Source organism: Paraburkholderia terricola (assembly GCF_003330825.1).
GTDB lineage: Bacteria > Pseudomonadota > Gammaproteobacteria > Burkholderiales > Burkholderiaceae > Paraburkholderia > Paraburkholderia terricola.
Genome location: NZ_CP024941.1, coordinates 1,316,593 through 1,337,828, shown reverse-complemented (window position 1 = coordinate 1,337,828; position 21,236 = coordinate 1,316,593). Strand labels below are relative to the sequence as shown.

Below are 21,236 nucleotides of genomic sequence, written 5' to 3'. Positions count from 1 at the left end.
GGCGCATCCGGGTTTACGCGAGCCGCGTGCACTTTTAATCCCCGATGCATACGACGAGGGAGGCCGACGGCGGAGCGGGACGCATGAGGCGGCCCGGATGGCTGGCGCGCTTCTGGAGCGCCAGCCGGCCCCGCCGTTGCTGTTATTGCCGGCCGTTCCCGCTGTTGCCGCCGCCGGGCGGCCGGTTCGCGCCGCCCGGCGGCGGACCGCCTTGTGGACGCCCGCCCCCGCCGCCCCGGTTGCCCGATGGCTCGGCCTGATGTCGTCCGCCAGCTTGCTCCCTTGGCTGGCCGCTCGGCGGACGGCCACCCGCATTCCCCTGTGGCCGATCTGCGGATGGACGCCCGACCCCATGCCCTTGCGGCGAGCCGCCCGGCGGACGCCCGCCTACGTTCCCATGTGGCCGATCTCCAGACGGACGCCCGCCCACGTGCCCCGGTGGCCGATCTCCCGGCGGACGCCCACCTGAATGTCCCGGCGGCGGCCCGCCCGACGGACGCCAGCCCGGTGGCCGTCCGGCGCCCGGTCGAGGCGGCGGCGGCGGCGGATGATGCACCCAGCGCGATTGCTGGCCGTACCACGGCCGGCCGCGATAATAATTGCCCCAGTAGCTGCCGATCGAGAACGTCACGATCGGCAGGCCGATCACCAGGCCGTAATTGATCAGCGGCACATTGCTGCCCTGATACGGATAACTGAGCCGCGCCGCATACACCCAGCCGCGCAGGTTCGGCGCGGCGACGTCGCACCATTCGTAGTTGCTGAGGCAGCCCATCACGCTCACCGGCACGCCGCCTGGCAACTGCGTCACGATCGGGTAATCCGGCGCGGGGCCGGCGCGCACGTTGACCGGGCCGTTGGTATAGGCCTGCGACTGCGCGCAGACCGCGGCCGGCAGCGCCAGCAAACCGGCCGCCATGCAGATACATCGAACGAGGTGTTGTTTCATTCTTGCTCCCGTTTTGCGGACCGCGCTCGCGCGGCCCGCTCTGTGCCCCGGTGCTGTCCCGGTGCTGTTCCCGTTGAGACAGACCCAGGCGCGCCGCCCCCACGGCGCAAGATTTGGTAACCACTCATCCGAAGTCATGCGTTTTTCGGGCCTCTGCATCGAGGCGTCCCGGCCGATCATCCATTGCATGAAACAACCATGCAACACCGGGACCGCCATGAAAATCTTCCGCCCGCTTCTTATCGCCGTGCTGACGCTCACGCATCCGCACGCCGACGCCACCAGTTTCGACTGCAACAAGGGGCGCTCGCTCACCGAGAAAATGATATGCAACGATCCCGCGCTCTCGAAGCTCGACGACACCTTGGGGCAACTGTACTGGAAAGCGCGGCGCGGAATCGTCGACCGGCGGGCCTTTCGCACCGACAGCGACAGCAAGTGGACGTGGCGGGAAGCGAATTGCCGCGATGCGGATTGTCTGGGGACGTGGTATTCGACGCGCATCGAGGAACTGCGGCGGCTGCTCGAAAGCATGCGGACGGGAACGCCGGCCGCACCCGCCGAACCGGGCACCCGGCGCAAACCGCCGATGCCGGCCGCGCAACCGACCGAAACCGCGATGCTTCAATGCACGGCGGCAAGTCCTGGGATCGTGGTGAACGAGCCGTGCCCGACCTTGCTCCGGGAGAAGACCGGCCAGTGGCAGTACAAGCCGCACGGCGGCGACTGGTTTTGCGGCGTGGCGATGCTCTCGCCGATAGAAACGCAAACGCAAACGCGAACGCAGATGCGCGATGGAGCCGCGCAATAAGCCGAGATAGCGTGCTGGTGCCTGCTTGCCCTGCAACCATGCCCGCACGGCAGGCACGGCTAACCCAACCGCGGTTGAAGCCGAAGAGGAACCGCTATCTGCCGTTCCAGAACCGGCGCTGAACCTCCATCACTTCGCCTTCCACCTCGGCCACCGGCCCGATCACCTCGACCCGCTTCTGGCAATGATCGAAGACATACCGGCAATCGACGCTCATGGTCGGATTCTCGGCATGATCGCCGGTCGCATCGAGCAGCCGCTTCTCGGTCATGCCGAACACCACCCGGCCGATGTTGGCCCAATACATCGTTCCGGCGCACATGCAGCACGGCTCGACCGACGTGTACAACGTGCAACTCCACAGGTACGCCGGCGTGAAATTCAACGCCGCCACGCGAGCCAGCACCGACTCGGCGTGATTCACCGTGTCGACATTGCCCTGCTCCATCAACACGGTTTCCTGGTCCGGGCCGATCAGCACCGCGCCGAACGGATGGTGGCCGAGCAACGTCGCCCGCTCGGCCACCCGGCTCGCATGCCGCAGATGCCGCACGATCTGCTCGTGCGTGGGCGGCAAACCCTGCGGCGGATACTCGGCCGCCGTTGCGGCGGCCCCGGTCGAGACGCTCAGGCTCACGGGCGATCTCCGTTGAAGAGGGTTGGTTTGGCTGGCCGATCGAGCGGTTACTTCGGCAGCGAGCCGTCCACGCCCTGCACGAACCAGTTCAAACGCAGCAGTTCGGCATCGCTCAGCGACTTGCCGGCGGCGACCTTCACCGTGCCCGACTGATCCGCGATCGGCCCGGCGAACGGATTGAACTTGCCGGAGATGATCTCCTCGCGCTTCTGGCTCAACGCCTTTTGCGCGACCGGCGAAACCGCCTCGGTGTTGATGTCCGCGAGGTCGATCGCTTTCTCCTTCAGCCCCCACCACACCGGCGCGTTGTTCCACGTGCCCGCCATCACCTGCTGCACCAGATAGCTGTAGTACACGCCCCAGTTGCTCACGCAGGCACCCAGTTGCGCGTTCGGACCGAACTTCTTCATGTTGGAGTCCCAGCCGAACGCATGCACCTTCTTCTGCTCGGCGGTCTGCATCGTCGCGGTGGAATCGGTGTTCTGGATCAGCACGTCGGCGCCCTGGCCGATCAACGTTTCCGCGGCCTGCTTTTCGAGGCCCGGATCGAACCAGCTATTGATCCAGACCACCTTCACGCGCGCCTTCGGGTTGACCGAGCGTGCGCCCATCGTGAACGCGTTGATGTTGCGCACCACTTCCGGCACCGGCACCGAGCCGACAAAGCCGAGCGTGTTCGACCTGGTCGTATAGCCGGCGACGAGACCGGCGAGATACGCGCTCTGATAGGTGCGCACGTCGTAGGTGGCGAAGTTGGCCGCTTTCTTGTAGCCGGTCGCGTGTTCGAACAGCGTGTCCGGGAAGTCCTTCGCGACCTTCAGCTCGAAGTCCTGGAAGCCGAAGCTCGAGCCCACCACGATCCTGTTGCCCTTGGACGCCAGATCGCGAAACACGCGCTCCGAATCCGCCGACTCCGGCACGTTCTCCACGCGCGTCACCTTGATCTTGTCGCCGAACTTCGCCTCGACTTCCTTCACGCCCTGTTCATGCGCATAGGTCCAGCCGGCATCGCCCGGATTGCCGAGATAGACGAAGGCGATGCCGAGCGGCTGCGCGGTCGCGGCGGCCGCCGTCGCGGCGCCGAGGACCAAGGTCGCGCCGACGGTCGCGGCGACGGTCGCGGCAAGAACGGATCGAATGGTTTTGATGCGCAATGAACGATGCAGCACCCGCGCCAGCTTTGTTTTCATGGATTCTCCGAAGATGTTTGAACGTGCCTGCCACCGCGCGCGGGACTTCTCGCGCAAGGCTCCAGCATAGGGGGCCATATTCGAAGGTCAATTTCAGCGGCAAAATTTTTATTCGTTATTCCGGCCATAACCGGGCGCGTATGCTGATCGCGGGCAAACACGTTCGATTCCGTCGAACGGGTACATCGGCAAAGTGGTACGGCAAGCGCCCGCCCGAAGCGCACTATCCGTACATCAACCCGTTTCCACTCTTTCGGAGAAATCAAATGACTCGCTTCCAAGGTAAATCGATCCTCGTCACCGGCGGCAGCAGCGGCATCGGCTTCGCGGCCGCCAGGGCCTTCGCCGACGAAGGCGCACGCGTCGTCATCACCGGGCGCGATGCCGATGCGCTCGACACCGCGAAAGCCGCGCTCGGCGCGAACGCCGTGGCCGTACGCAACGACGCCGGCTCCGTTGCCGCGGCCCATGAACTGGCCGCCGCGATCGGCGCCGCCGGCATCCGGCTCGACGCGGTGTTCGTGAACGCGGGCACCGCGAACTTCGCGTCCTTCCCCGATGTCGAGGAAGCCTTCTGGGATGCGATGTTCAACACCAACGTGAAGGGCGCCTATTTCCAGATTCAGGCGCTGCTGCCCCTGCTCAATCGCGGCGCCTCGATCGTCATCAACGGCTCGATCAATGCGCATATCGGCATGCCGGGATCGTCGGTGTATGCGGCGAGCAAGGCCGCGGTGATTTCGCTCGCGAAGACGCTGTCGGCGGAATTGCTGCCGCAAGGCGTGCGCGTGAACGTGGTGAGCCCAGGGCCGGTGCAGACGCCGCTTTACGGCAAGCTCGGTCTCGACGCCGCCGCGCTCGAAGCCACCGCCGCGCAGATTCTCAGCCAGGTGCCGGTCGGCCGCTTCGGCACGCCGGAGGAAATCGCCTCGACCGTGCTGCATCTGGCGGCGCCGGAATCGGCGTTCATCGTCGGCACGGAAATCATCGCCGATGGCGGCATGAGTCAGCTTTAAGGCGGCGCACGGCGCGGGCGGCCCCGGCAGGGTCGATATGCGATGCCTGCCGGTGGCGGCGCGGCTCAGGCCGCCCGAGCGCTTAGTGAAGCCGTGGCGCCGGGTCGGCCTGATCCTCGTCCGGCGCTTCGCCATCGCCGAACAGTTCGGCGCACAGGCCCGCGCCGAGTTCGCTCAAGCGCGCCGTGCCCGTGCCTTCCTCGTTGAAGGTGGTATCCACCAGACCGCCATCGACCAGGGCGGTCAACTGCCGGCGCAAGCCGCTCATCGGCACGGCCGCCTGCTTCGACAATCTGGCGAGCGACCATGCGCCGCCGGGCGTTTCCCGGTGCGCGCGCCACAGTTGCGCCAGCACGGCGACCAGCACCGGATCGAGTTCATCGTTTTCGCTTTCTTCCATCGTGTCTCCTCGTTCTCTGCTTTCAAGCCATGCGCGCCACCAGTTCGCCCAGCGTCTTCAATGCCGCCTCGGTCTGCGCCGTCCACGGATAGCTGTAATTGAGCCGGATGAAATGGCGAAAATCGTCGCGCGTCGAAAACATCATGCCCGGCCCGACCGTGATGCCGCGCGCGAGCGCCGCCTGGTAAAGCCGCATCGAATCGACGCGTTCGGGCAACTCCACCCATAGCACGTAGCCGCCTTGCGGCGCCGACATGCGCGTGCCGACCGGGAAAAACCGCCGCACCATCGCCGTCATGATGCTCGCCTGCTGCCGGTAAACCTTGCGCACGTGCCGCAGATGACGGTCGTAGCCGCCCTGCTTCAGATAATCGGCCACCGCGACTTGCGGCACCGAGGGCGTGGTCAGCGTATTGAGAAACTTGAGTTTCTCGACCTGCGCGCGGTAGCGCCCCGGCATCGCCCAGCCGATCCGGTACGACGCGGTCAGGCTCTTCGAAAACGACGCGCAATGCAACACCAGTCCCTTTGTGTCGAAGTTCTTCAGCGTCGAAGGCCGGGCGTCGCCGAAATAGAGTTCCTGATAAACGTCGTTCTCGATGACGGGAATCTCGTGCGCGGCGAGCAGGTCGACCAGTTGCCGCTTGCGCGCGTCCGGCATCTGGAAGCCGAGCGGATTCTGAAAGTTGGGCATGACCATGCAGGCGGCGATCGTCTGCGTCGCGATCACCTGAGCCAGCGCCTCGATGTCGATGCCGTGTGCGGGATGCGTCGCCACCTCGATCGCGCGCATGCCGAGGCGCTCGATGGCGTGCAGCATCGCGTAATAGGTCGGCGATTCGACCGCCACCGTATCGCCGGGTTTGGCGACCGCCTGCAAGCTGAGGTTGATCGCCTCCGTCGCGCCCAGCGTGATGACGATTTCGCCGGGATCGACCGGCACGCCGTTCTCGGCGTAGCGGCGCGCGATCTGCCGGATCAGTTCGGGATTGCCGGGCGGCAGATCGTCGATCAGATTCCAGCTCGCGCTACGCCGGGCGATCGCGTTCGCATACTGATTGATGCGCCGCCACGGGAACAGCGACGGGTCGGGATAAGGCGAGCCGAGCGGCACGGCGTCGTGCGCGCGGATGCTGCGCAGGGTCGACAGCACCAGCCGGCTGACGTCGACCTCGGCGGCCACGGGCGCGGTCTCGGCTGCCGGCTTGCCGCTCAGGCGCGGCTCATCGAGCGCCGCCGCCCTGGCCGCTCTCGCCGCGGCGTCGCGCACGAAATAGCCGGACTGCGGACGGCTCTCGACCACCCCACGGCTTTCGAGCAACGCATACGCGCGCAGCACGGTCTTGATGCTCACGCCGTGCTGCTGGCTCGCCTGCCGCACCGACAAAATCCGCTCGCCCGCCGCGAACACGCCACGGCGCACGGCTTCGGTCATGTCGTCGGCGAGTTTTTCGTAGAGTTTCAAGGACCTGGCTCAAACGGAAAGCGTGAGTTGAGGCGCCAGTCTATGACAAAACGCAGACAACTGTATCCCTCGGCTTTCCATTTTTCTGTATGCTGCGCTGCTTTTGGAACACAGTAGGCTTGCAGGTATCGGCTTAAAAGCCTCGTCAAAGCGTATCCGCGGCAACCATCATGAAGAAACCCGAAGCTCGCATCGAACCGTACACGCACCCCGCCGCAGGCTGGGGCGCGCTCAAATATGTCGCGATCAATCTGATCAAGGAAAAGGTCACGGGCGGCAATTACCGCACGCTGTTCAAACAGAATCAGCCCGACGGCTTCGACTGCCCCGGCTGCGCGTGGCCGGATCGGGAGCACGCGTCCACCTTCGAATTCTGCGAGAACGGCGTGAAGGCCGTGGCCGCCGAGGCGACCAGCAAGCGCGTGACGCCGGCGTTCTTTGAGGCACACACGGTCGAGCAACTGATGGCGCAGTCGGACTTCGAACTGGAACAGCATGGCCGTCTGACCGACCCGCTCGTCTACGACGCGCTGCGCGACCGCTACGTGCCGATCGGCTGGGACGAAGCCTTCGACCTGATCGCCCGCCACCTGGAGCGCCTCGACGATCCCGACCGCGCCGCCTTCTATACCTCGGGCCGCGCCAGCAACGAAGCCGCGTTCCTGTATCAGTTGTTCGTGCGCATGTACGGCACCAACAATTTCCCCGATTGCTCGAACATGTGCCACGAAGCGACCAGCCGCGGCTTGCCGCATACGGTCGGCATCGGCAAGGGCACGGTCACGCTCGACGACTTCGAACACGCCGACACGCTGCTGATCTTCGGCCAGAATCCGGCGACCAACCATCCGCGCATGCTCGGCGAACTGCGTGAATGCGCGAAGCGCGGCGCGACCATCGTGTCGATCAATCCGCTCAAGGAGCGCGGCCTCGAACGTTTCGCGAGTCCGCAGCATCCGGTCGAAATGATCACGATGGGCAGCACGAAAATCAGCTCCGTGTTCATCCGGCCGAAAGTCGGCGGCGATTTCGCGCTGCTCAAAGGCGTCGCCAAGCGCGTGATCGAACTCGACGACGAGGCGCTGGCGTCAGGCCTCGAGCGGGTGCTGGACGTCGGCTTCATCGCCGAACACACGGTGGGTTTCGACGCGTTCGCTGACGACCTGCGGGCGGAGAACTGGGACACCATCGTCGCCGAATCCGGCGTGCCGTTCGAGGACGTGCTGAAGCTCGCCGACATCTACGTGAAGGGCCGCGCGGTGATTTCCACTTGGGGCATGGGCCTCACGCAGCACAAGAACTCGGTGCCGACCGTGCAGTTGCTGTCGAACCTGATGATGATGCGCGGCAATATCGGCCGGCGCGGCGCGGGTTTGTGCCCGGTGCGCGGGCATTCGAATGTGCAAGGCGACCGCACCGTCGGCATCGAGGAAAAACCGACCGACGCGTTTCTCGACCGGCTCGGCGAGGTCTACGGTTTCGAGCCGCCGCGCGAACATGGACTCGACGTCGTCAATACGATTCAGGCGATGCTCGACGGCAAGGTGAAGGTGTTCATCGGTCTCGGCGGCAATTTTTCGATCGCGACGCCGGACACGCCGCGTACCTGGGAAGCCATGCGCTCGTGCGACCTGACCGTGCACATCACGACCAAACTGAACCGCAGCCACCTCGTGCACGGACGTGACGCGCTGATTCTGCCGACACTCGGGCGCACTGAGATCGACTTGCAGAATGGCGTGCCGCAAGGCGTGAGCGTCGAGGATTCGATGAGCATGGTGCATATCTCTTACGGCATGAACAAGCCGGCCTCGGACAATCTGCTGTCGGAGATTGCAATCGTCGCGCGCATGGCGCATGCGACGCTCGGCAGCGACAAGGTGGACTGGCTCGCGCACGCGGCCGATTACTCGCTGATCCGCGACGGCGTCGCGAAGGTGATCGAGGGCTTCGAGAATTACAACGAGCGGTTGAAGCATCCAGGCGGATTCCACCTGGGTGTCGCGTCACGCGAGCGGATCTGGAAAACGCCGAGCGGCAAGGCCCAGTTCATCGTGCACGCGATCGCGCTCGACACGCCGATACATCGCGCGCGCGAAGAGCACGGCGAGCGCCTGATGACCTTGATGACGACGCGTTCGCACGATCAGTACAACACCACCATTTACGGCCTCGACGACCGCTATCGCGGCGTATACGGCCAACGGCGCGTGTTGTTCGCCAACAAGGAAGATCTCGCGATGCTGGGCTTCGCCGCCGGGCAGCGCGTGGATATCACGAGCGTATGGGCCGACGGAATCGAACGTCATGTAAAGGGGTTTCTGCTCGTGGAATACGACATTCCGCGCGGATGTCTCGGCGCTTACTATCCTGAGACGAATCCGCTCGTGCCGCTTTCCTCAGTGGCGGATGGCGCCGGGACGCCGACTTCGAAGTCGATTCCGGTCTTGCTGAAGGCTGCGGAAGCTGACGCGCTGGCTGCTTGATGCTTCAGGCTTGATGCTTGACGCTTCACGTGTGGTCAGGCCGGGTTTTTCGTCAGTTCCCGATGCGTGAGATAGAGGCGCAGATCGAATTCGATCTGGTGGTAGCCCGGCTGCATGAACTCGCACAGTCGATAAAAGGCTTTGTTGTGGTCGCTCTCTTTCAGATGAGCGAGTTCGTGCACGACGATCATCTTCAGGAATTCCGGCGCAGCGGATTTGAACAGCGAGGCAATGCGGATTTCCTTTTTCGCCTTCAGCTTGCCGCCTTGCACGCGCGAGATGCTGGTGTGCAGGCCCAATGCGTGACGCACGACGTCGAGCTTGCTGTCGTAGGTGACTTTGTCGATTTGCTCCGCGCTGCGCAGATGTTCGCGTTTCAGGTCCGCGCAATAGGCGTAGAGCGCCCGGTCTGTTTGCACGTCGTGTGTGTTCGGGTATCGCTCAGCGAGGTACGGGCCCAGTTGCGCGTCGGCTATCAGCTTCCTGACTTTTTCCTGCAGCGCCGGAGGGTAGCCGGTTAGATATTTCAGGTGAGACAGTCCGGTCATTTTGCCTGGTCTTTGCGTTTCGGGGCAGCGGCGATCGGTGTCGGTAGTGGATTCGAAACGACACCGTCTCTTTGCTGATCCGCATTCTAAACGCATTGGCCTCACCGTTCGGCGTTGCTTCGCGAAGTCGAGGCTCGGGCAACTGTAACGGCAACCAGGAGCCCTCGCCCCTCCCTCGCGTTTCAAGAGAAACGTACTTTCATTCCATAAGCAGTTCGCCCCATTCGAAATCGACGCGGTCGGGAAACATGGGTACGACGCCCGCGCCAGGCGTAAACGTGAGCTCGCCAAAGTACAGCGCATTGTCCGGTGCATAAAGATCGACCCGAACGTAATCGAAGCCGTTGGATAGCTTCGCGGCGGCCTCGAGTATCGCGTCCAGGTTATCAGGCGGAGCGCTCGGCGTGGTGCCGCGCGCGTACTCGCCAATCGTTACGTCGAGATGGTTCCAGTCCGCGTCATACACATCGCCACGCGGCAGCGGTCCAAACCGGTCGCTGATTTTCACGATGTACATGACCGGTCGCCCCGCACTTCGACGAAAGCAATGCACCTTGTAGTCGGCGGGAACCTGACCGTTTCGATCGAGCAGGAGCGTCTCGAAGAATAGCCCCGGTTCGATGTCCCGGTAATGGCGCTCGCGCGCCACCTTGTAAAAATCGGTCGATAGCCACCGGACGGCCAACTGGTGAAGCCGCTCGAAACTCTCTCGTGATTTGTCGCGGACGATCTCGACGAACGTGCTGCCGTGATTCGCCTTCATGACAAACGAGTCTGGAAGGGAATCGAAGTCCGCGCGCGTGAACCTGGTGGGCGCGGCAATTAAAGGAACGAGAAATTCTTCTCCCAGAATCCGGCCCACGTAGTCGCGCACGGCCAGCTTGTCCGTCAACGGCGCAAATCGAGGATCGGGCTGCAGGTTTCGCCTGAGAATGCGTTCATTGAATGTTCTCGGCTTGATGAGATTGGGAAAGCGGCCCACCTCTTTGCGATGCAAAAGTAGCAGGAAGAGAAAATCCGGCAGCAAATCCTTGGCATGCTCTTTTATCCGCCTTTCGAGGCCGACAGGTGTCCCGCCAATGCTCTCTCCCCTCCCGAATGGTGCATTGAGGGCATGGCTTACCTGAAACGCGGTTTCCGCTTGAAAGACTCTTCTTGGACGTGACACAGAAGCCTCCTTAATCGTTGAGTTATCACAGACGTCGACTATTGCGTTGACAGGCGAACGATCACAACTCGAAACGTATTCAATGCGTTGACTGGCAAGCACGCGCCACGGAAGGCCTATACATGGTCCTCAAACCGCGCGGCGCTGTCGACCGGCCTAATAAGGCACGCCGGAGCCGGGAGGAGCAACCGGCGACACGATGTACGCCGGCTCGGTAGTCAACTCGATCCGTAACTCGCCCACCTGGATAACCGTTCCTTTCGGCGCGTTCGCACCATTGACACGGACGAGAGAGATGAAGAACTCTCGGGAGATTTGATCCACGGCCTTCAACAGCGCCGCGGTAGCGGGATAGTCCAAAGTCACCGCTCCATGATGCGCGGCACCGGAAATTTCAAAGGGACCCAGCGTGCCGATGAAGTGCTGAGCGCGCACCGCCTTATCGCCGAAGTTGTCGGGAAGGTTGAGGTACACGTTGTAGAAATAGCCCCCCGCCGCACCTCGAGCCGTCAGTTTGATGTCGTCGAATACGACCTTCACCGAACGATATTTCCCGGACGTCGTGGCGGTCGTTGTCGAAGGGGCAATCAGGCCTTGCGCGGCCGCGTCGTAAGACGCAGCGGTCGCCGAAAGCAAGTCCTGAACGGGTTTAATCGAGGCGGCCTCTCCCAGAATCCGAACGGTGATGGATGCCTCGTTCAGCGCAACGCCGGTGACGCCGCCGATCGAATGCCGCCCAGAGGTAATATCACGCGCCGAGCTTAGGGAGAAGCTGACGACGGGCGGGCGTGCTCGAAGGTCGGTCGTTTGCGCCTGCACCCGAATGATTCGGCCCACCTGTGTTTGCGGCGGCAAGGTGGTGGGTCTCGCCGTGTTGGCGTAGTCATAGCCGAGCCGGGAACGCGGAGAGTACGTTTGCTCCTTGTTGATCGTCAAGGCGGAAGCGTAAGTGAAGGTCCCGGCCCAATACGGATCGGTCGGCGCCGGCATGGTTCTTCCGTCCGGCAGCGCCCACGCGTGCCAAAGCCTGTCGACGTTCGCATGGTGCAGGTAAAAAATCGGATCACGAGGCGATTGCATGGTAGCCATCGAATTGCCGATGATGTTGTGCACCGGATTGTGCGGTGCCGTCTCGAACTTCTCTTCAAATGAATTGGCCGTGCCGCGCTGGAAGTTCACGACCGACGACGAGAAAGGCGACAGGTCGAGCGCGTTATAGACGTTCGTATTGAGTCGAGGACAATAAAGCGGATTACCGCTTGCCGTATCGGTGAATTCCGCCGGCACGTTCGGGTTGGTGAACCAGTCCCAGTACGGCAGCGTGAAATCGCTGTCACCCGAAATCAGTCTGATCTGACGCTCCAGGTAGTACAGGTATCCGCGATGCCAGGCAAGGAAATATGGCTGCCGATGCGGACAGTAGTTCATATGAACGTTGGTCCAGTACTGCCATGAATTCGGATCGGCCGCGTTCGGGTTGGCCAGCATGATACGCACCGCGTTAAGAAATGAAGCATAGTGAGGCGTCGTCTTGAATTGCTGCCATTCGATACGAATCACTAACGTAGTCGACGCTCTTGCCAAAAACGGAAACGACGCCCATGTCATGGCAGTGGCGGCGGCGCCGAGAAAAGTTCTGCGCTTTATCGTAGCGTACGGCATGACTCCTCCATTTAATGGCGGCAACAATGCATTTGCATTGGCTGCGTGTCGTCCCGCGGACACATCTTTGGCGACGGGTCTGCGCTGTCGTGAGATATCGCTTGCCAGTATGGCAATAGCTGGCGCCGGCGCTCGCGTGTTCTAACGCGGGCGTTCAGGCAATTGGCGTGGCCGGATTTGCTCCGGCCTCGGTCTTCCTCAAGCCAATCGGATTCAATTAATAATTTTGCAAAAGTGCGGCAGCGCCGCCTTTCGCGATCCTCGTCTCTGCACAGCAAGCCTAACGGAGACTGAAAAAAATCGTAAGGAATTTACATCCGCAGTTTTGGACAGCATGGCCGAAAATGGTGGACGCATGGTGGACGTATGGGCTGTCAACGCCGTGCGTTCGACGACCGGAACAGCTCCGTGTGCAGAGCGCTTTTGAGTGCCGAGAGAGAAGGGCTGGCGCGGGAGCGGGCAGCATCGAGACGATGCAAGGCAGACCAGATAGCTGGGCCGTTCAAGGAAGCCGCAACCTGCCGACCGTCTCTTTAGCACTTGCTTTTGACGCTTCACAGCGACAAGACAGCGACAAGACAGCGACAGGTTTGCGAATGACGGTATTCGCATTGGCCGCGACTCGACAACCGCGGCTCGCGGTCGAGCGCCTGGTTGAGTGGCGTCTCGAGTACGCTGTAAACGACGCAACCGGGTCTCCGCGCGAAGCAGGAGACCCGGTCTTTCGTCACGAATGAACAACCCGTCGATCAGTTGTCCGGGTGGCCCGCCGTGAAGGTCTTGAACGCATTGTACGGCTCGGTTATTGGAACCGTGTTGATCATAATGCCGTAGGTCGTGTTCCCGCTATCCAGCACGTAGTACATCACGGACTGAATGTTGTGCGTCTTTCTCGCTTGATAAAACTCGCCCAATTGCGTGGTGATGTAGTTCGCGCGGAAGGACTCGCTTTGGTCCGGGCCGGTATTCCATTCGGTAATCATGAAAGGCACGCCATATCGGGCCTTGCAATACGTCGGAAGGTCGAAGGTGGGGCCGTTTCCGTCGGAGCCGATTCTGAAAATGTCCCCATACGCATCGTAATTGTGCCAGGTGGTGATATCCCAACGCACCTTCGGATGACCGCCCGTGCCGTCGGGTTGCATGCCTTCCCACAAAGCGTCGGCCGCGCCAATATCGGCAACGCAGAAATTGATACCGCACTTCGCCGTGGACTGAACCGACTTCACGCCGTCGATCATGCCGCGCATGGCGCCGCGCATGGCGGGCCAGTTCGTATTGTTGAAGTCCATCGCCAACGAACCCGCGTAGGAGAAGTTCATGACCGTGGCGTTCTGCCGGGTCAGTTCGTTTCCGCATTCGTACATGGTCACGCCGTACGGTTTCATTGCGTTTGCGACAGTCCTGGCACAAGCGAAAGCGCGGGTATAAGCCGCCGACTCGCCAGAAAACACCGCACCGCTGGAGTCGTACACACCTTGCTGGATCAGCACGAGCAGCTTGAGTCCGGCTGACTGGAAGGCTTGCGCGATTTTGACGACGGCATTGATCTGGTTCGGGTCGTCCGTGCAGCCGACGCGATAGGTCGTACAGCCCATGTCTTTCAACATCGAGACCAGTTGAGTAGGCGTGTACGTGTAATCCCAGTGCCCGTTCATTCCGTAGAAGGAACCTGTCGCGGGAGCAACGGCGATACGTGGGTCGCTGCACGGCAGCCATTGGGCCTTGACGTTGCGCACGTCCACGTTCACGTAGAACTGGCCGCCTGAACCCTGATGCCAGATCTTGCCGCCGTACCAGAGCACCAGCGACACATTGTAGGTGTTGCCCACGGTCGCGCCGTTCCTGTAAATGACGCCATTCACGAGGGTCCAGACCGCGGCCGTCTTGTCGATAATGTACGGCGACGTAGGGAGCGTCGTACCCTCCGCTGAAGTGCCGCCCATACGCGGGTCGTTGCACGTTACCCATGTCGAGCCGGTCCATGAATAGAACTGGCCGCCGGAGCCCTGGTGATACACACCGCCGCTGTAGTACAGCACCAATGCGACGTTGTAGGTGTTGCCGGCTTTCGCGCCGTTTCGATACACCGAGCCATTCGCCAGCGTCCACACGGCGCCCGAGTTGTCGGTAATGGAACTTGCAGGGGGAATTGCGGTGCCGCTGGCCGAGGGGGTGCCCGCGTGTGCCGTTGCTTTATTGACGGCTGATTGATCCGTGCTGTTGCCGTCTTCCGAACCGCCGCCACAGGCGCTCAAAAGATAACTGCCACCAAGAGCCGTTAGGCAACCAATGAATTGACGTCGTTTCACCATGTCAAATAATTTCCGCTGTCGAGAAAATTCCCGATAAAAAATCCAAGTATTAACTTTCTGGAGTTTTCGAATTGAGTAGATGCGTCAAGACTCGCCGCCCATTAACTCGGAACGCTAAGGGCGAAGAAAGTCCTGCGCATGCGCGCACAAATCTGATGCTTGATTAGTGGTCGACAAAGACGTTTGAAGAGACGCAGTAATCCGCCGCGCGAGCGTCGCCGATCCTCCGGGCGAGCCTACCCGCACGTCCACTATCTCTTGTGCAAACGATGGAGACGACCTGACACGGTATTGATCTGCTGCTCAAACCGCGAGCCGCGCGTGGCGCAAACGTTTCACCGGAAGGACGACCGACGTGGGATCTGTTCGGTAAGTTATTCACAAATGCGGCGCGACGGAGTAAATCGTACCCGGAATGCGGTTTGAATTACAGTGGAAATAGTTTTTTTCCGCCAGAAAGCAGGAATCTTTCGAACAATTTGAGACGCAGCGAAAATTCCTACTTTCTTATGATCATCAGAGGACTGATGCGCTCAATTGGCACTTCGACCCTATTGGAACGGGGCTTTATTTTTCCGCCGGGTAGGCGGCGCGCACTCGTCGAAGCGAGGCCACCCTTCCGCCGCGCGGTCGCCTCCCCATGCGCGATGCGCAACCGGGCAAGTTGTACTCACTCGACCGGAGTAGACAGCCGTGGTTGCAACAAGACATTCCTATTCCAACGAGTTGTTTTAAATAGATCGAAATCGGCGATATGTAATGGGCCATTTTGCAATATGGCTAAGTTGAAAATAGAATGTTCTCTTTTTCACTGACCTATCGGCTGCGTTTGTCATTACATTCAATGTACTGACGCCAGTGTTGAATGCGTTTCTCGGCGAGCCTCGGTCGAATCCGCCAACACATCGTGTTCAGCGGACATCTTCCACAAGTGGCACTCCCTTGACGAACCACGCGCCGCGCTATTCGATACGTTTGGCCGTGAATGCGGAATTTATGCCGCGCGCCGCGTTATTAGCCACGTATCATGGTCTCACTTCACGCTCGCCGTTTCCGTCTTTCTTCTGATCGAACAGGATGGCGAGATCTCTCGCGATTTCTGGCATCCATTCCCGGAGGATAAGTGAGCATTGCGAGCTTTGTTCTGATCGTGACCGGCGTCCTGCTGAATGCAATGGCGCAACTCTGGCTGAAAGCGGGAACCAATGCGCTGGGAGCCTTTGGATTCAGTCGCCAAACAGCCGTTTCAGCGCTCTTCAGAGTGGGATTCGAGCCTCACATCATGGCGGGGCTGGCATGCTACGTACTGAGCGTTGCGATCTGGATCGTGGCGCTGTCCAAGGTTCCGGTGAGCGTAGCGTATCCGATGCTGTCGATCGGATACGTGGTGAACGCGATAGCCGCGTGGTATCTGTTCGGAGAATATCTGTCGGCGCAGAAATTGTTGGGCATCGCCGTCATCATCGTCGGTGTCTATCTGGTTGTGAAATCGTAAGGATCGAACAGGGAGTCGCATCATGCGAGTACTGATCACCGGCGCAGCGGGCTTTCTCGGTAGCGAGTGCGTCAAGCAATTCAAGGCGCGCGCTCATGACGTGACCACCACCGACAGGACCGGCCCAGTCGACTTGCCAGGCGATCTCGCCGATGCCGCCTTCACCGCTTCGCTGCCGAACGTCGATGTGGTGGTCAATTGCGCGGCGGTTCAATACGTTACCAAGGGCGTCCCCCTTCTCTTCAGAAAGTCGTTCTTTGAACGGAACAACGTGCTGGCGGCGAAGAACCTTTGCGAGCGCTATCGCTTCCAGGGATCGCATTTCATTCACGTCGGCACGAGCATGATGTACCGCCAAACCGGACAGGACCAGTACGACATACACAGCAGAATGGGTGGCGAAGGCGTGTACAGCCGCTCGAAGATGGCTGCCCAGGCGTTCGTCGACACCATGCCGGGGGCGGCCACGATCATTCCCTGCATCATTGGCGGCGAAGGAAGAGAGGGCCTGTTCCGAGGCTTCGTCAACATGATGACGAAGTTCGGTCTCGTTGCATTTCCCGGTCACGGCAACCACAAAATCCACATGGTGCACGTCCTCGACGTGGCGAGCCTGATCTATCGCGTCGCGGAAACGCGTGCCGCCGGTTTTTTCAATGCCGCCGATCCAGACCCGCTGTCGATTCGCCAGTGGATCGACGAGATCTCAGCGGAGCTTGGCGTGCGGCATGTGCGAAAAATCGCGATTCCATTGCTTCCCGTGAAGTGGATATCGTCTCTTTCCGGTTACAGGCTGCTCGCGCGCGAACAGTTGCTGATGCTCGAACTCCAGCACGTCCTCTCGATCGACGAGTCGCTTGCTATTGGCTGGCGCCCGCAGTTTTCGAATGCAAGAATCGCAAGGGATATCGCCGTCCACATCAATCGCAGCGCAGCCGCGCGGCCGGGACTTTCCCGCTCGGAATAGTGGCACGCCAGAACAACGCGAAGACCCCGGAGACGCGAATAGGCGCTCCGGAACGCCCTTTCCTCTTCTTCACATCGCGGCCAGCACAGTCAGCACGCACAGTGCAATGACGAACAGGCTCGCGCGGTTCTTGATCGCGAAGACGATCGGGTCATCGTGCATCTGCCCGCGGAACGCCACCATCCAGATGCGGCTGATCCAATACAGAAGCAGACAAAAGAGAACCCAGAGCCTGTGCGGATGCTGATACAGCACCTTGACGTCGGCCGAGTTCATATAGAGCGCCAGCACCAGCACCGCGACGTAGCCGGCTGCCGTTCCGAATGAGCGCACGATGCTCATGTCGTCGGTTAAGTACCCCCGGCCTGCCGCCGAAGCCTTGCCGTCCCGCTGCGTTTTGTCGAGTTCGGTGTAGCGCTTGACCATCGCGAGGCTGAGAAAGATCATCACCGAGAACATGATCAACCAGTCGGACAGCACAACGCCGCCGGCCGCGCCGCCAGCCACGATACGGGTGGTATAAAGCGCCGCGAGCACGAATACGTCCACCAGCATCACGCGCTTCAGGCGAAACGAATACGCGAGCGTTGTGACGACATAGCACGCCAGCACGAACTGAAACGACTGCGGCAGCATGACTGCAAGGCTTGCCGATCCTGCCAGCAGGATGAACATCAGAAAGATGCCGGAGACCAGCGACAATTCACCGGAAGCGAACGGGCGCTTGCACTTGCGGCTATGACGCCTGTCCGCATCGAGGTCGAGCATATCGTTTAACAGATACACGGACGACGCGCAAAAACAGAACGAAAGGAACGCCACGCCCTCTGCGATCAGCGTGTCGATATTTGTGAAGCGATGGGACGCGAGAAGTGGCACGAAGATCAGCAGGTTCTTCACCCATTGATAAACGCGCATTTCCCTGAGCGCGAGCCGCAAGAAAGAACGCTTGCTTTCGAAGAAGACGGTTGTCTGATTCACTTTCTGCGCCGCCGCCTGCATATGCCTGTTTCCCACGACAATCGCCCTGCGCGCCTGCTTCCAGACCGGCACATCGGCGCGAGCATTGCCGCAGTAGTCGAAGCCCTGCACACCGAATCGCGCCAGCAAGGCTCCCGCCTTGTTCGTGCCGGAGAGATTGCGCGACTCGTCGCTTGCCATCACGCCTTTGAAGAATCCGAAATGCGAGGCGATCTGTTCGGCAAATCGCTGGTCACCCGCCGTGCATAGATAGAGATCACGGCCACTCGACTGCTCGCGTTTGAGGAAATCAACCACACGGGCGTTATAGGGCAGCAGTGATACGTCGATGGCGACGCGTGAGGCGATCTGGGCCTTCAGATATCCCTTTCCCCGCAGCAGCCAGACGACGCAATAGAACAGATAGAGGGGATTTTTCTTGATCAGAACAAGGAACGACTCGATCAACAGGTCGCTATGGGTCAGTGTGCCGTCGAGATCGACACAAAGCGGGATGCTTGCAGCAGCCATCGGTAGCCTCGAACGATTATCGAAGTGTTAGCCTGAGCAAAGCGCCGGGGCGGCTCCCATCACTTGCGCGTTGAGCCGCACGCCGATGTCTGAACATACGGGGCCGGCCAAGGTGGGACGCGCTGCGTCGCACGATACTCAAATTAGCACGGGGCTCCAATAAAGAGGCTCCCGGGACCTCCCGAAAAGATGACGAAATATCGCTGCCGAGGGCCAATCGCATGTGGGCTCATACGTGCGAATCATCATCGGCTGACTCACAGGCAATAGCGGGTCGATAGCGGGAAGCACGCTCCTTGTGCGCCGCCGCACATGCGCCCATAATCCTCATTGATATCTTCACGCTAGCGACGTCGCTGTCCACGATCGCCGCGTTCCCTGTCGTGGCAAATTCACAGCTTTTCCGCGCCCCCGTTTCGTATCGGCGCTCCTTCGAAGCAATGCCGGCTACGGACAGTTCAACAAAAGCAGCATCACCTCCGCAACAATCGCTCTACGTTTTCCCTTACCTGAGAGAAGGCCCATCCATGTCTACGACGACGACGAAAAACACCTTCAAACATGTGGACTGGGCCAGGTTTTGCGACTATGTCGTTGTCTTCGTGTTCGCGTCGTCTCTATATGCGGCGACGCTCTATAACATCGGAATCTACAGCTCGTCGTCGCAACGAATCGTCGGGCTTGCCTTTATTGTCGCGATCGGAATATATGGGTATTTTTTCCGAACCGGATGGCGCACAGCGCTTCTCGCCGTAGCGTTCATCGCGGCTGTACTGTTTGGCTACGGACACTTGAGGGAATTTAGTTACGATGGTCTGAATTACCACAGCGCGGTCGCCCTGCTGCTCGACCGCGAATCGGCCTGGTCTGCCGGCATGCGCGCGCCCGGCGGTATCTTCTGGGCCGAGCACTATCCCAAGGCGTTCGAGTTTTTCGCCTACACGGCCAAGGTGCTCACCACGCACTTCAACACCGGCAAATCGTTCACGTTGTTGCTCAGCGTTCCCGCTTTGATCTGTCTAATGCGGCTGTTCCAGACGACGATTCAATCCCCGAGAGCCGCGTTCCTCGCCGCGGCGGCCTGCGTCTACAATCCGGTCGCGATCGGCCAGTTGACAACGCTCTACGTCGACGCTGCCCACTATTACTGCTGGACGATCTTCTCCATCAATCTCCTGTTCGCCATCAGAAACCGGCCGTACTCCGCGGTGCAACTGGGTACCGCATTGGTGCTTCTGGTCGGTTCAAAGATGACAGGACTGGTTTTCGCGGGTGTCTCCGTTTTAGTGCTCTTCGCCGCGGCATTTTTCGGCGGAGAAAAAAGAGGCTTTATCGGAAAGCACAAAGTGGTGATCGGGCAACTGGCTGTATGGTCGTTCGTCGCCGTTGCGGTAATCGGCTATTCGCCCTACATCGAAAACATCGCCTCGGGTAAGCATATCTTCTACCCTATTCTCGGCAAGGATAAGGTGGATATCATCGTGCGGCAGGCATCGCCGGAATTTCTTAGCATGAACCCGTTGCACAGACTTTTCCTGTCGTATTTTTCGGTGCCGAGTAACTGTAATGCCTGCAGTAACGCGCAGCCCAGCTTTTCGCTGTCGCCGGAGCATCTACGCGAGGCGTTCATCGCGCTTCACACGGCCGATACGCGCTTTGCCGGCTTCGGTCCTTTCTTTGGGGTCATGCTCATCATCGGTGTCATCCCCTTCTTCTGGAAAAGGAAGGGCGCCGATCTCCTGACGATTTTCCTGCTCGCCACGCTGGCTATCGTCCTGATCCACCCACAATCGTGGTGGGCGCGATACGTGCCGATGCTTTACGCGGTTCCATTGCTGATCACCGCGGCGTTTTCAACCAGCCGGCAGCAGTTCCATGCAATCATCGTCTTTGCCGCGATGAACTCCCTGTTATCCGCGGCCAGCGTCGCGGGCTACATCATGCTTAAACAGGCCCACTATAAAGGCGCCGTGGCCGCGGTCCACGAAATGTGCGATCAACGGCCAATCAGGTTGACACCCTCCGAGATGAACTGGGCGTTCGACTTGCGGGACGACAATCTCCCTGTCGCCACCGATAATCGGCCAGAGCAACCTGAATGCACCGTCAATTTCGACCAGTTGATGATCATGAAGAAGTAAGCGCTGCGCGGGCAGGCTCTTGAGGAGCCGGTGCGGCCCGGAAATGACCCTCACCGATGGCGAGCCATCCCTACGAGTTCCCTGAGGTGCCGCGCCATCGTGGTCAATACATTCGCCGACGAACTGGCGGATCGCCCTCTGTGCGGCATTCGTTGAAGATCGTCCCAGTCGACTTCCAGCGAGCGTGCGTGACTCTCCGCTGTAAACGGCCATTCCATCACCACCGCGTGCGCGGCGGATGCGCGATGACCGTTTTCGAACCTCTCCAGATACGCGTTGATAGCCGACACTTCGTGCTGGGCCGCTTCTTGAGATGCGGCCGCGATGAAATCGTCCGGTCCTTCTATGTGGATACACCACAACCGCTCGCCAGCGTCCGGATCCGGTTCGGCCTGTCGGTCGTCACGCTCCACTCTTTCCCAATGGCCCAGATCGTCTTCCATTTGAGGCGCATCCTTTAATGCCGTAACAACGCCAACGGCGCGTACATGATCT

General features: G+C 60.5%; 17 protein-coding genes. 6 read left to right on the top strand and 11 right to left on the bottom strand.

All coding sequences use genetic code 11. The features are described from left to right. Nucleotides 1–142: 142 nt before the first annotated feature. Nucleotides 143–949 (bottom strand): SH3 domain-containing protein, encoded by an 807-nt coding sequence (locus tag CUJ90_RS05985; RefSeq protein ID WP_114162190.1) that lies wholly within the window; start codon nt 947–949, stop codon nt 143–145. A gap of 217 nt (nt 950–1,166) precedes the next feature. On the opposite strand from CUJ90_RS05985, the gene CUJ90_RS05980 reads away from it, so the two are divergent. Then, the gene (locus CUJ90_RS05980; protein WP_114163463.1) at nt 1,167–1,760 is read left to right on the top strand and encodes a lysozyme inhibitor LprI family protein; all 594 of its coding nucleotides are present in this window, start codon (nt 1,167–1,169) and stop codon (nt 1,758–1,760) included. Nucleotides 1,761–1,854: 94 nt separating this feature from the next. Here the strand turns inward: CUJ90_RS05980 and CUJ90_RS05975 are convergent, their stop codons facing one another. Together CUJ90_RS05975 and CUJ90_RS05970 are read right to left on the bottom strand one after the other, a co-directional pair. After that, complete coding sequence (locus tag CUJ90_RS05975; protein WP_208645239.1) at nt 1,855–2,397, bottom strand: nucleoside deaminase; 543 nt, start codon at nt 2,395–2,397, stop codon at nt 1,855–1,857. Nucleotides 2,398–2,444: 47 nt separating this feature from the next. After that, entirely contained in the window at nt 2,445–3,587 is a 1,143-nt protein-coding gene (locus CUJ90_RS05970) for a BMP family ABC transporter substrate-binding protein (RefSeq protein WP_114162189.1), read from the bottom strand. A gap of 266 nt (nt 3,588–3,853) precedes the next feature. Here CUJ90_RS05970 and CUJ90_RS05965 point away from each other — a divergent pair, with 266 nt between their 5' ends. Next, on the top strand, nt 3,854–4,603 hold the full coding sequence (locus tag CUJ90_RS05965) for an SDR family oxidoreductase (RefSeq protein WP_114162188.1): 750 nt from the start codon (nt 3,854–3,856) through the stop codon (nt 4,601–4,603). An 82-nt stretch (nt 4,604–4,685) separates the two neighbouring features. Here CUJ90_RS05965 and CUJ90_RS05960 read toward each other — a convergent pair whose 3' ends face one another. Beyond that, on the bottom strand, nt 4,686–5,003 hold the full coding sequence (locus CUJ90_RS05960; protein WP_083083328.1) for a helix-turn-helix domain-containing protein: 318 nt from the start codon (nt 5,001–5,003) through the stop codon (nt 4,686–4,688). Between the two features lie 22 nt (nt 5,004–5,025). Continuing rightward, nucleotides 5,026–6,468 carry an aminotransferase-like domain-containing protein gene (locus CUJ90_RS05955; RefSeq protein WP_073427513.1) on the bottom strand — a complete coding sequence of 481 codons (1,443 nt, stop codon included), beginning with the start codon at nt 6,466–6,468 and terminating at the stop codon, nt 5,026–5,028. Nucleotides 6,469–6,638: 170 nt separating this feature from the next. Between CUJ90_RS05955 and CUJ90_RS05950 the strand changes: the two genes are divergently transcribed. Further along, on the top strand, nt 6,639–8,954 hold the full coding sequence (locus CUJ90_RS05950; protein WP_114162187.1) for an FdhF/YdeP family oxidoreductase: 2,316 nt from the start codon (nt 6,639–6,641) through the stop codon (nt 8,952–8,954). A 35-nt stretch (nt 8,955–8,989) separates the two neighbouring features. On the opposite strand, the gene CUJ90_RS05945 is transcribed toward CUJ90_RS05950, so the two are convergent. From CUJ90_RS05945 to CUJ90_RS05930, 4 genes are all read right to left on the bottom strand, one after another. Further along, the gene (locus CUJ90_RS05945) at nt 8,990–9,493 is read right to left on the bottom strand and encodes a M48 metallopeptidase family protein (RefSeq protein ID WP_083084216.1); all 504 of its coding nucleotides are present in this window, start codon (nt 9,491–9,493) and stop codon (nt 8,990–8,992) included. 208 nt (nt 9,494–9,701) lie between these two features. After that, nucleotides 9,702–10,583 carry an ATP-grasp fold amidoligase family protein gene (locus CUJ90_RS05940; protein WP_073427691.1) on the bottom strand — a complete coding sequence of 294 codons (882 nt, stop codon included), beginning with the start codon at nt 10,581–10,583 and terminating at the stop codon, nt 9,702–9,704. A 243-nt stretch (nt 10,584–10,826) separates the two neighbouring features. Next, entirely contained in the window at nt 10,827–12,332 is a 1,506-nt protein-coding gene (locus CUJ90_RS05935) for a tyrosinase family protein (protein WP_208645238.1), read from the bottom strand. Between the two features lie 749 nt (nt 12,333–13,081). Then, entirely contained in the window at nt 13,082–14,647 is a 1,566-nt protein-coding gene (locus tag CUJ90_RS05930) for a hypothetical protein (protein WP_114162186.1), read from the bottom strand. Between the two features lie 1,123 nt (nt 14,648–15,770). On the opposite strand from CUJ90_RS05930, the gene CUJ90_RS05925 reads away from it, so the two are divergent. Then, the gene (locus CUJ90_RS05925) at nt 15,771–16,142 is read left to right on the top strand and encodes an SMR family transporter (protein ID WP_167449647.1); all 372 of its coding nucleotides are present in this window, start codon (nt 15,771–15,773) and stop codon (nt 16,140–16,142) included. 22 nt (nt 16,143–16,164) lie between these two features. Beyond that, on the top strand, nt 16,165–17,109 hold the full coding sequence (locus CUJ90_RS05920) for an NAD-dependent epimerase/dehydratase family protein (RefSeq protein WP_114162185.1): 945 nt from the start codon (nt 16,165–16,167) through the stop codon (nt 17,107–17,109). 69 nt (nt 17,110–17,178) lie between these two features. On the opposite strand, the gene CUJ90_RS05915 is transcribed toward CUJ90_RS05920, so the two are convergent. Then, nucleotides 17,179–18,600 carry a UbiA family prenyltransferase gene (locus CUJ90_RS05915; protein WP_073427507.1) on the bottom strand — a complete coding sequence of 474 codons (1,422 nt, stop codon included), beginning with the start codon at nt 18,598–18,600 and terminating at the stop codon, nt 17,179–17,181. Between the two features lie 527 nt (nt 18,601–19,127). Between CUJ90_RS05915 and CUJ90_RS05910 the strand changes: the two genes are divergently transcribed. Next, the gene (locus CUJ90_RS05910) at nt 19,128–20,741 is read left to right on the top strand and encodes a hypothetical protein (protein ID WP_114162184.1); all 1,614 of its coding nucleotides are present in this window, start codon (nt 19,128–19,130) and stop codon (nt 20,739–20,741) included. 50 nt (nt 20,742–20,791) lie between these two features. Here the strand turns inward: CUJ90_RS05910 and CUJ90_RS05905 are convergent, their stop codons facing one another. After that, nucleotides 20,792–21,184 (bottom strand): hypothetical protein, encoded by a 393-nt coding sequence (locus CUJ90_RS05905; protein ID WP_235004805.1) that lies wholly within the window; start codon nt 21,182–21,184, stop codon nt 20,792–20,794. Nucleotides 21,185–21,236: the final 52 nt, after the last annotated feature.

What these genes read in the sequence shown, in the direction of transcription:
- CUJ90_RS05985 (WP_114162190.1), bottom strand. Translation starts at nt 949, where the DNA reads ATGAAACAACACCTCGTTCGATGTATCTGCATGGCGGCCGGTTTGCTG.
- CUJ90_RS05980 (WP_114163463.1), top strand. Translation starts at nt 1,167, where the DNA reads ATGAAAATCTTCCGCCCGCTTCTTATCGCCGTGCTGACGCTCACGCAT.
- CUJ90_RS05970 (WP_114162189.1), bottom strand. Translation starts at nt 3,587, where the DNA reads ATGAAAACAAAGCTGGCGCGGGTGCTGCATCGTTCATTGCGCATCAAA.
- CUJ90_RS05965 (WP_114162188.1), top strand. Translation starts at nt 3,854, where the DNA reads ATGACTCGCTTCCAAGGTAAATCGATCCTCGTCACCGGCGGCAGCAGC.
- CUJ90_RS05960 (WP_083083328.1), bottom strand. Translation starts at nt 5,003, where the DNA reads ATGGAAGAAAGCGAAAACGATGAACTCGATCCGGTGCTGGTCGCCGTG.
- CUJ90_RS05950 (WP_114162187.1), top strand. Translation starts at nt 6,639, where the DNA reads ATGAAGAAACCCGAAGCTCGCATCGAACCGTACACGCACCCCGCCGCA.
- CUJ90_RS05935 (WP_208645238.1), bottom strand. Translation starts at nt 12,332, where the DNA reads ATGCCGTACGCTACGATAAAGCGCAGAACTTTTCTCGGCGCCGCCGCC.
- CUJ90_RS05930 (WP_114162186.1), bottom strand. Translation starts at nt 14,647, where the DNA reads ATGGTGAAACGACGTCAATTCATTGGTTGCCTAACGGCTCTTGGTGGC.
- CUJ90_RS05920 (WP_114162185.1), top strand. Translation starts at nt 16,165, where the DNA reads ATGCGAGTACTGATCACCGGCGCAGCGGGCTTTCTCGGTAGCGAGTGC.
- CUJ90_RS05915 (WP_073427507.1), bottom strand. Translation starts at nt 18,600, where the DNA reads ATGGCTGCTGCAAGCATCCCGCTTTGTGTCGATCTCGACGGCACACTG.
- CUJ90_RS05910 (WP_114162184.1), top strand. Translation starts at nt 19,128, where the DNA reads ATGTCTACGACGACGACGAAAAACACCTTCAAACATGTGGACTGGGCC.
- CUJ90_RS05905 (WP_235004805.1), bottom strand. Translation starts at nt 21,184, where the DNA reads ATGGAAGACGATCTGGGCCATTGGGAAAGAGTGGAGCGTGACGACCGA.